Source organism: Bacteroides oleiciplenus YIT 12058 (assembly GCF_000315485.1).
Taxonomy (GTDB): domain Bacteria; phylum Bacteroidota; class Bacteroidia; order Bacteroidales; family Bacteroidaceae; genus Bacteroides; species Bacteroides oleiciplenus.
On the sequence record NZ_JH992943.1, the window covers coordinates 781,569 to 791,706 of the forward strand.

At 43.4% G+C, this 10,138-nt stretch carries 11 protein-coding genes; 5 read left to right on the top strand and 6 right to left on the bottom strand.

The window, feature by feature from the left end:
- Nucleotides 1–34: 34 nt before the first annotated feature.
- The gene (locus tag HMPREF9447_RS19465) at nucleotides 35–877 is read left to right on the top strand and encodes an aldo/keto reductase (RefSeq protein WP_009131497.1); all 843 of its coding nucleotides are present in this window, start codon (nucleotides 35–37) and stop codon (nucleotides 875–877) included.
- Nucleotides 878–990: 113 nt separating this feature from the next.
- Complete coding sequence (locus HMPREF9447_RS19470) at nucleotides 991–1,359, top strand: winged helix-turn-helix transcriptional regulator (RefSeq protein ID WP_009131498.1); 369 nt, start codon at nucleotides 991–993, stop codon at nucleotides 1,357–1,359.
- A 43-nt stretch (nucleotides 1,360–1,402) separates the two neighbouring features.
- Here HMPREF9447_RS19470 and HMPREF9447_RS19475 read toward each other — a convergent pair whose 3' ends face one another.
- Both HMPREF9447_RS19475 and HMPREF9447_RS19480 read right to left on the bottom strand, forming a co-directional pair.
- Nucleotides 1,403–2,089, bottom strand: coding sequence for a potassium channel family protein (locus HMPREF9447_RS19475; protein WP_009131499.1), 687 nt, complete (start codon nucleotides 2,087–2,089; stop codon nucleotides 1,403–1,405).
- A 71-nt stretch (nucleotides 2,090–2,160) separates the two neighbouring features.
- On the bottom strand, nucleotides 2,161–3,990 hold the full coding sequence (locus HMPREF9447_RS19480) for a TrkH family potassium uptake protein (protein WP_009131500.1): 1,830 nt from the start codon (nucleotides 3,988–3,990) through the stop codon (nucleotides 2,161–2,163).
- A gap of 134 nt (nucleotides 3,991–4,124) precedes the next feature.
- On the opposite strand from HMPREF9447_RS19480, the gene HMPREF9447_RS19485 reads away from it, so the two are divergent.
- On the top strand, nucleotides 4,125–5,492 hold the full coding sequence (locus HMPREF9447_RS19485) for a TrpB-like pyridoxal phosphate-dependent enzyme (RefSeq protein WP_044138470.1): 1,368 nt from the start codon (nucleotides 4,125–4,127) through the stop codon (nucleotides 5,490–5,492).
- Between the two features lie 15 nt (nucleotides 5,493–5,507).
- On the opposite strand, the gene HMPREF9447_RS19490 is transcribed toward HMPREF9447_RS19485, so the two are convergent.
- From HMPREF9447_RS19490 to HMPREF9447_RS19505, 4 genes are all read right to left on the bottom strand, one after another.
- Entirely contained in the window at nucleotides 5,508–7,082 is a 1,575-nt protein-coding gene (locus HMPREF9447_RS19490; protein WP_009131502.1) for a ClC family H(+)/Cl(-) exchange transporter, read from the bottom strand.
- 221 nt (nucleotides 7,083–7,303) lie between these two features.
- Complete coding sequence (locus tag HMPREF9447_RS19495) at nucleotides 7,304–7,840, bottom strand: hypothetical protein (protein WP_009131503.1); 537 nt, start codon at nucleotides 7,838–7,840, stop codon at nucleotides 7,304–7,306.
- 25 nt (nucleotides 7,841–7,865) lie between these two features.
- Nucleotides 7,866–8,219: a hypothetical protein gene (locus tag HMPREF9447_RS19500; protein WP_009131504.1), complete on the bottom strand. Its 354-nt coding sequence runs from the start codon at nucleotides 8,217–8,219 to the stop codon at nucleotides 7,866–7,868.
- Between the two features lie 5 nt (nucleotides 8,220–8,224).
- Nucleotides 8,225–8,764 (bottom strand): RNA polymerase sigma factor, encoded by a 540-nt coding sequence (locus HMPREF9447_RS19505; protein WP_009131505.1) that lies wholly within the window; start codon nucleotides 8,762–8,764, stop codon nucleotides 8,225–8,227.
- Nucleotides 8,765–8,921: 157 nt separating this feature from the next.
- Here HMPREF9447_RS19505 and HMPREF9447_RS19510 point away from each other — a divergent pair, with 157 nt between their 5' ends.
- Nucleotides 8,922–9,437 carry a GNAT family N-acetyltransferase gene (locus HMPREF9447_RS19510; RefSeq protein WP_009131506.1) on the top strand — a complete coding sequence of 172 codons (516 nt, stop codon included), beginning with the start codon at nucleotides 8,922–8,924 and terminating at the stop codon, nucleotides 9,435–9,437.
- A gap of 27 nt (nucleotides 9,438–9,464) precedes the next feature.
- Entirely contained in the window at nucleotides 9,465–9,692 is a 228-nt protein-coding gene (locus HMPREF9447_RS19515) for a hypothetical protein (protein WP_009131507.1), read from the top strand.
- The last annotated feature ends 446 nt before the right edge of the window (nucleotides 9,693–10,138 follow it).

Here is a 10,138-nt window from a genome sequence, read left to right on the forward strand (position 1 = left end):
GTTCCATAATAAACGAATAATAAAGAAGTATATCATGCAAAAAGTAAAATTAAATAATGGCATAGAAATGCCTATTCTGGGTTTTGGTGTCTATCAGATTGAAGACCAAGCCCTCTGCGAACAATGTGTATATGATGCCATCGAGGCCGGTTACCGCTCCATAGACACGGCTGCCGCTTATTACAATGAAGAGGCTGTGGGAAAAGCAATCAAACGTAGCAGAGTTCCCCGTGAAGATTTATTTATCACTACCAAACTCTGGATCTCAGATGCCGGTTATGACAAAGCCAAGAAAGCTTTTGAAGCATCCATGAAGCGCCTGCAACTCGATTATCTGGATTTATACCTCATTCACCAGCCATTCAATGACTATTACGGTTCATGGCGTGCGATGGAAGAATTATATAAAGAAGGCCGCATTCGTGCCATCGGTGTCAGCAACTTCATGCCTGACCGTCTTGCGGATTTGATTCTCTTCAATGAAATCGTTCCTGCTGTCAATCAAGTGGAGACTAATCCATTCCATCAACAGATTGAAGCTGGAGCATTCATGAAAGGAAAAGGAGTTCAAATTGAATCGTGGGCGCCGTTTGCCGAAGGAAAGAATGATTTATTCCGAAACGAAACACTGGCAGCAATTGCAGATAAGTATCACAAATCTATCGCACAAGTTGTGTTGCGCTGGCTGATACAGAGAAATGTAGTGGTTATTCCGAAGTCTATCCGTAAAGAACGCATTGTAGAGAATTTCAATGTATTCGATTTTGAACTGGATAAAGAAGATATGGAGAAAATAGCTGCATTGGACACCAAGACAAGTTGCTTCTTCTCTCACCGTGATCCGAAGATGGTGGAATGGTTGGGTGGACTGCACTAAAATAAGTATCAGAACATGTTCTAAGAATCACCTGTACCAACGAATTCAAAGATAATTTGCATACAACCGGCATATTAGTTACTTTTGTAGAGTGTTTTATAAATCAAAGCAATATGAATAGAACAGATATACAAAATGGCTCTTATGCCGACTGCCCTATCCGGATGATACTGGCCCGCATCAGTGATAAATGGTCTATACTGACACTTTTCACATTGACGCAAGCACCCGTGATGCGATTTAATGAGTTACAGAAGACGATACCAGACATTTCACAAAAGATGCTGACCGTTACGCTCCGCACCTTAGAAGAGGACGGACTCGTAAAAAGACAGATTTACGCACAAGTTCCACCTAAAGTGGAATATTCACTGACAGACAGGGCCATGTCTTTGTTGCCGCATATCAATTCTTTGATTTCATGGGCACAAGAGAATATGGATGATATTATCAATGACAGGAAGACACGTAGGGGCAAATAATAATTCACCCCTACATATACCTGTTATATAGCAAAGATTCCTTTTACATCGCTTTCCAGAACTTCTGAAAGTCTTTATACCTCCCGTAACAAACCAGCTCATCACCCACCTGTACCTGGTCATTTTCAGGCAATTCGTTCATCACGTCATGCTCTGTAAAAGAAATACCCAGACAGTTTTTCAGCGTCTTGGCACGCTTCAGCGCCAACAGTTTCAAACCGAATTCCTTGTCCAGATTCAGTTCGTTGGCATAATACCCCACCATCTTTTCCGGCACAGTGAACTTCACCACATAATAATCCGCATCCACCCGGAACGTCTCCATGTTGGAACCGAATTCCAAGAGATGCACCAGCCCCCGGGCAGCATCCTCTTCCGGAGTCAGTATGCGTTCCAGCTCAAAGGCTTCGAGCACGGAACGATGTACATTATCAATAGCCCTTGCATAGATATGTTTCACCTTCTGTTGTTTCAGCAAAGCCACCACACGGATAGAGGCGCCGAAATTCTCACCGATAGCCACTATCACCACATCCACCCCATTCAGAGGAAGAACGGAAAGTGCCTGTTCATCTGTTGCATCCAGCACAAAAGCTGTGGCAATTTTCTCCTTTATACTGTCCACACGGCCTGCACTAACGTCTGCACCAATCACTTCGTGTCCCAATACCGAAAGTTCTTCGGCAAGCATGTGCCCGTAATTTCCTAAACCGATAATAATATACTTCATATAAATTGAGAATTAAAAATTAAAAAATGGAGTATCTCCTACTTACTACTAACTACTTACTACTAACTACTCTAATTAATAATAATCTGTCCGCTCGGATACTGATATTTAGTATGTTTCTTTTGCTTAATGATACCCAACATCAGTGTTATCAATCCTACACGACCGATAAACATCAGTAAGGCAACAAGCAATTTACTGTTATCTCCTAATGTGGGAGTAAGATTCAAACTGGAACCTACCGTACTCAGCGCCGACACACATTCAAACAGGAGTGCCATGACAGATGCCTGAGGCTCCCATATCGTCAGAGTAAAAACAAATACAAACAAAACACCGATAGACATCACTACCGTTGCATTGGAACGGCGGATTGAATCATAAGATAATTCACGACCGAAAACCTCTACTTTCTCAGTACCACGAAGCACAGCAACCAGGTTCAGCACCACAACTGCAAATGCATTCACCTTGACACCACCTGCCGTGGACTGTGCCGCACCACCTACCCACATCAGGAAAATGTAAATCAATACGCTCTGCACCCCTAATGAAGTCAAATCCACACTGGTAAATCCGGCGGTACGCGGACAGGTTGCATTGAAAAATGCCTGCGTCCATTTATCAGCTACGGACATTCCGGCAAACGCACCATTCCACTCAAAGAAGGCGATGAGCACCGTGCCAAGCACCAGCAACAGGAAAGTCATGATAAGCACAATCCTTGTATTGAGATTATACAGATGATAAAAACGGTGCCTGTCCCACTCCCACGTATGCAGGAACTTCCATATACGACGCAAATGATGGAGCACAATATCTTTCAGGTTCACCAATATCGGGAAACCGATACCGCCCAGAATAATCAACAGTGATATATAAATAAGGAATGGATTATGCCCCGTCATCACCAACGGATTACCAAGGTTGCCCGGTAGTGTGGAGAATCCGGCATTACAGAATGCAGAGATGGCATGGAAAGCCGAAAAAGCTACTTCTTCCTCAAACGTCATCCCCATTGTACCATGAATATCGCCCCAGATGGCAAGCATGCCAGCTCCCTCAATGGCCAACGTAAAACCCAATATGTACAGCAAAGTGGAAAGCAGTGAGTTCAACGAATTGGAACTGACCATATCACGAACCACCAACTGATTATAGAACGACGTATTGCCCATGAAGAACATGGCAAAGAAACTGGTCAGCGTCATCACACCCAGGCCGCCAATCTGTATCAGCAGGATAATCACTACAAAACCGGACGTGGTAAATGTAGACGCCACATCCACCGAAGTCAGTCCCGTGACGCATACCGCACTGGTGGAGATAAATAGTGAATCCACCCACGAAATGCCGTTCATGGTGCATCGTGGCAACATCAGCAGTCCTGTTCCGATAAGAATAATGATAAAGAAACTGCCGGCCAGCATCAAAGAAGGGTTTGTACGCCGTCCCAACATCCTGACCAAACCATTGGAAAGGTTGAAGAACGAGAATATCAGCAGAAGCACTATGTGATAAAGCTTTCCATCCAGGAACTCCCAGAAGTGCAGAATGGCCCCCTCTTCTTCCGGTCGATGAAAAATGACGGGAATAAGGGTAAGATAGAGCAATAGAGTTAGTATCCACGTCAGTCTGCTGAACTTACGCTTCGTATCCTGATATTCCAACAAGATGTGCAAAGTTACCTCCGTCAGGAAAATACCCCACACAAATCGGTAGAGAGTTTCCAGTTGAGAAGCTTCGTGTTCGGAAATAGTAAAGCCGTGTTCATATACCACTCCCACAATCAACAGAATAGAAGCCAGGTAGGCTATGTAAGTCACCCCTCCAAGAATAATCCGAATGTACGGATGAATCCATTTATTCTGATACAAAAAGAATTTGTGATAAATCTTCATGGAGACATCAAATTTAAAACCGGACAAACATAAGCAAAACAATGCGTATAGACAAAAAACAAAAGAAAAAAGAAATTGTTTTAAAAATAATAGTTACATTTGGCCTCGTAAAAAAATTAATTCAAGTAACCACTATGAGCAATAAAACTAAAAGATTTTTCCTTCCGGAAGAAGAAATTCCACATTACTGGTATAACATACAGGCAGATATGGTGAACAAACCTATGCCGCCGCTTCACCCGGGCACCAAGCAACCGCTGAAAGCAGAAGATTTATATCCCATCTTCGCCCAGGAACTATGCAAGCAAGAACTTAACCAGACCGACAAGTGGATTGAAATCCCCGAAGAAGTACGGGAGATGTACAAATATTATCGTAGCACTCCACTGGTTCGTGCCTACGGATTGGAAGAGGCATTAGGTACTCCGGCACACATTTATTTCAAAAATGAGAGTGTCAGCCCGATGGGTTCGCACAAGCTCAACTCCGCCATTCCCCAAGCATATTATTGCAAAAAAGAAGGAGTGACGAATGTCACCACTGAAACCGGTGCCGGACAATGGGGCGCTTCACTGGCTTATGCAGCACGTCTGTTTGGCTTGGAGGCTGCCGTTTATCAGGTGAAAATCAGCTATGAACAAAAGCCTTACCGCCGCAGCATTATGCAAACGTTCGGTGCACAGGTCACTCCGTCTCCTTCCATGTCCACCCGTGCAGGAAAGGATATTCTGACAGCTCACCCCAACTATCAGGGATCGCTGGGTACGGCTATTTCCGAAGCTATAGAACTGGCGCAGACTACACCGAATTGTAAATATACATTAGGTTCCGTATTGAGCCATGTGGCGCTGCACCAGACGGTTATCGGCCTCGAAGCTGAAAAGCAGATGGAAATGGCGGGAGAATATCCCGATATGGTTATCGCTTGTTTTGGCGGTGGTTCCAATTTCGGAGGTATCGCATTCCCATTCATGCGTCATAAAATTCTGGAAGGCAAACAGACCCGTTTCATTGCTGCCGAGCCGGCTTCTTGTCCGAAGCTGACGCGCGGTAAGTTCCAGTATGATTTCGGTGACGAAGCCGGATACACCCCATTGCTGCCGATGTACACGCTGGGACACAACTTTGCTCCCGCCAACATCCATGCGGGTGGTTTACGCTATCATGGTGCAGGTGTCATCGTTTCGCAACTGCTGAAAGACGGTTTGATGGAAGCCGTAGATATCAAGCAACTGGAATCATTCGAAGCCGGATGTTTATTTGCACAAGTCGAAGGTATCATTCCTGCACCGGAATCATGCCATGCCATTGCCGCTACCGTTCGCGAAGCAAAGAAATGCAAGGAAACAGGTGAAGAGAAAGTCATCCTGTTCAACCTTTCCGGTCACGGACTGATTGACATGACATCCTATGATAAGTATCTCTCAGGAGACTTGGTTAATTATGAACTGACCGATCAAGATATTCAGAAAAACCTGGACGAAATAGGCAATCTGGCATAAGAAGTAGAGACCTCATCAGTATATATTTGCTAAACTGACGAGTGGTTCATAGAGCTTTTCTATGTCTTGTATATCCAATTCAATATCTACCTGGTCCCCCGGAATCAAACGCATTCCGGGGGGCTTTTGGTCTTTACCATCCCGGTGCACATTGATAATCACGCAATTCTCCGGCAGTAAGAGTTCATCCACCACTTTCCCATCCATATACGAACCCGTCATTACTTCTACCGAAAGTTTATAACGCTTTTGTTCCTGAAATGCAGGAGTATTAATCATATCTTCATAAAGTGTCACATTGAAAGGCTTCATCTGAAGCAGTTCCGTGAAATAGTAAGTCAGTCCACCCACTACCACCGATGGATAGAACACTTCAAAATGCCCTGTAATCTCGGTAATCAACACAATTGCCGTCAGCGGTGTACGAATCACCGCTACCAGGAAAGAAGACATGGAAATCAACATTACATAACTGACATTCTCCGGAGCAAGAATTCCATATTCCACTCCCAGCAGACCGACAATCTGCCCCAGCAAACCACCCGTCACCAAGGTAGGAATAAAGTTCCCGCCCGGCAAACCGGATGAAACGGAAATAACGGTAAAGCCGAAGTGCAGTAACATCATTGCCACTACCCACATAATTTGAGAATGGGCACCAAATTGCGCCTGTTCCAAAAGGAAGTTTTCTCCCCCACCTGTCAGGTTCACTTGCATAAAAGAAATGATGTAGGCAACCAACAACAGATAGAACATTTTGAGGTATACAGGAGATTTCACCGTAGAATATACCCGCTTGAAGGAAACCATTATCAAGGAATAAATCTTTCCACAGATGGATATAACCACTGCCAGCAACAGGAAGTACTTCATCTGAATCAGGAATGAGAAGACAGGTTCTGTTACTTGTATCAGATGATACGAATTTATCGGGAAAACCATGCTTGCCACAGCTCCCGCCACTACGCCGGCCAGCAAGGTGGTGATGGCAGTCTTCGGAGCATCAAAACGTTCGATGGATTCGATGACGAGAAGTGAAGATGCAAGTGGGGCGGCAAATGCGGCAGCAAGTCCGGCACCAGCACCGGCAGCAAGCAGTTGTTTTCTTTCACCACGCAGAATGCGTGTCCAGCGGGCAACAAGGCAACCCACATACGAACCGATTTGTACGGAAGGTCCTTCACGGCCCAGTGATAAACCTGCCGCAAAGGAAAGTATGCCGCCTGTAAACTTGGCTATCATTTCTATGAAAGGATGTTTATAAGAGATACGTCCATTTATGGCAGCACGTGTTTGAGGAATCCCCCCACCGGTAATAAGCGGCATTTTCATCACCAGCCACGATACGAATATCAATATGCCCCAGAATAATAAGAAGAGTGGGATATGCCAGTACCATGCCGGGCGAGAAGAGAAAAACTCGCTACGGAGATGGAAGAAGTAGTACAGGCAATAATGATAAGGAACGGCTACAAGACCCGTCAGCAATCCAACGAAGATACTGACGAAGTACAGGCGTGCGTCAACCAGTTTCAGTTTCACGACATACCATGTCCTTAGTTTTTTCAAGTCTTTGAGCCTTTGAAACATTCCTCAGGGTTTTCTTTTTATCAATTTGACTATCTACAACAAATTAACCCTGTTGAAGTTTTGAGGCTTGATGTTTTTTAGGAAGGAAACTTAAAATGATAATTTATCGAAGCGGAGCTTCGTTTAGTGATTAGCGTTTAGTGATTAGTGATAAGCGCCATGCGGAATAATAGCGCAGCCCACTAATCACTAATCACTAAACGCTAATCACTAATAAATTATCATTTTGGCATCGGTCTTCCCGCCGCATGTCTTCTCCCCTCTCCCGGTTTCTGTCCTTTTCTCCGGTCAAATTCCTTTCTGAATTTATTCGCATTACTCTTCTCCGTCTGATAAATCTTCATAATCTGTTTGGGAGACAAAATCTTACGGAACTCATTGTAATACTTCTCGCGGATATCCAGTATCTTACGGCTTTGTGCAAACTGATCCTTTATCTGCTTTTCTATTTCCACATCTGTCGGCACAGGTTTCGGAGTTTGTTTGGCCTCCGCATTGTTATTCTTCATCCTATCCCTGCGGTTCATCATCCGGCATTCGCGCAACTCTTTCAGATAATTCTCGTAAACCGGAGTGAACTTAGCTGCCGTAGCATCATCCAGCATCAGTGTCTTCACCATCTGGTTCGTCTGTCTTTGCACCATCTGTTCGGGCGTAGGACGTTGTTTGTTATCCTTATTACCCTTGTTCTGTGCAGAAATTGTCTGGCTACCAATCAACAGGGCTGCCATGAGTACATAGATAAATTTAGTCTTCATAATCTTCTTGTTTTTTTATTAATACCTAATTTAGAAATATATCATTTTCGGAGAAGTTGACGAGCTCTTCCAACTCCTCGTCCGACAATTCGTGAATCCATTTGTCCGCCGGGTCACTACTGCTTCTTTCAATGGCAAGCATGTCCGAAGTCCCGTTAGTCACATCTCCCGGCTGGAAATAAGACGGGATGAACAATATCCCCGCCAGCACTGCCGCCGCAGCTATCGCAGTAGTGAATAGTATCTGCAAACGATGCTTCCGGCGCTGTCCGCCATACGTGCGTTCCATTACCTTTTGTTGCATCTCCTCAAAGAAATTATCGGGAGTGCAGTAAGGCGTCTTTTTACCTATATCGTCAAAATCAAATTCTTTATCCATCGTTCTTATCTATTTAGGATGTATTCTTTTATTTTTTCTTTCGCATAGTGATAATTCACTTTGAGGGTGTCGACCTTGCTATCCAGTATGCGGCTGATTTCTTCGTAATCAAGCTCATCATAGTAGCGCAGGTTAAATACCAACCGTTGTTTCTCCGGTAAACTCAGTATGGCTTCCTGAAACTTAACTGCCAACTCGTTTTCATAATCAATGTAGTCGGACGCTTTCAGTTTGCCAATCAATTCTTCTTGTACTTCTTCTGACGGAATGGCTTCTTCATCCTTTCGCGTATTCAGCAAACGCAGGCTTTCATTGGTTGCAATCCTGTAAATCCAGGTACTCAGCGAGCTTTCACCACGAAACTGCTCCATATTGCGGTACACCCGGATAAACACCTCCTGAAGAACATCTTCTGCATCTTCATGCGACACCACCAAACGCCGTATATAATAGTATATAGGTTCCTGGAAGTTATCCATCAGCATCTTAAAGCCCTTCTTGGGGTCGGAAGCATATACCTGCCGGATTTTATCCTCGTTTATCATCAATTCTGTTTCTTAGCTTTGTTAGGTTAGAAACAAAAGAAAGGATGAAGTTAAATTGGGTATTTCACTTTTTGCATTTATTAAAGGAGTGGTTAAAAATAAAGTTTCTTATATTTGTCCGTTATTAAACAGACTCATAAAAAGGAAGGAAACTGATATGGAATGTAAAATCAGGCCGTGGAAAATGGAAGATGCCGCTGAACTCGCTTCAGCAATAAACAACAAAAACGTTCTGGATAACCTGAGGGATGGCATCCCTTATCCTTATACCGAAGATGATGCGAGGTTCTTCATCAACGGGATGCTAAAGGCTGACAAAAACAACATTATCGCCTTTGCCATTACCGCTGATGACAGAGTAGTAGGGAGTATCGGTGTGTTTCGTCAAGACAATATCCACTTCTGCACAGCCGAAATGGGGTATTACATAGCAGAACCTTTCTGGGGAAAAGGATTAGGAACCAGCGCCGTCAAGCAGACCTGTCAGTATGTTTTTGACAACACTGATATTATCCGCATTTTTGCGGAACCTTTTGCCCTGAATATAGCTTCTTGCCGAATTCTGGAAAAGAGCGGATTTGAATGTGAAGGAACACTCAGGAGCAATGCAATTAAAAACGGTTGCGTTCTGGATATGAAAATGTATTCGCTCATTAAAAGTAATCACAGATAATGTATATTTGCAGAAAAAACGTTCAGCATGAGAGACCAAGCAATATTAGTACGCAATGCGGTTAAAAACGAAATTCCCGCATTTGCCCTGATTGGAAAAGATAAGTTTGCATTACAGACTTTGGAATATTATTATTCTCTGGCAAAAGAAGAATGCAGTGAAGAGTTCCTAAAAGACTTGAGGGATTTGATAGAGAATGATTTCAGGAAGTTCAGGGAAGAGAATCCAGAAAAGATAAAGGTGCCTGATATGTGATTTATGAATAAGGGTTAATTCCGAACCGGACACTTCATTTCTGCACAGATATGAACCAAATGACAAAGGAATATTCTTTTACGAAAAGCAAATACCTAACCCAGGACATATATTTAGGGTACCTCAGTCGTATACTTAGGCTATCTCTGTATATGACTGAGATACCCTAAGTATACAACTGAGATAGTTTCTATTTATATGTACTCATAATCAAATAGTTACATTTGGTTACTTAATCGGTAGGAAATTCAGACAAATAAATAGAAAGAATTTCACTCATTTTTGCAGGGTTTTGAATGAAATGATGATTTACTGAGTATCTCAATTAATTAGGCGGACTATCTTAACTCCCCTCCTCCAGTTGGAGGAGGGGTGCCCTTTAGGGCGGGGTGGTAGGTGAGAAAGAATTCCTTAGCCTTGTGATTTATAGGTATTTTATTGTTTCA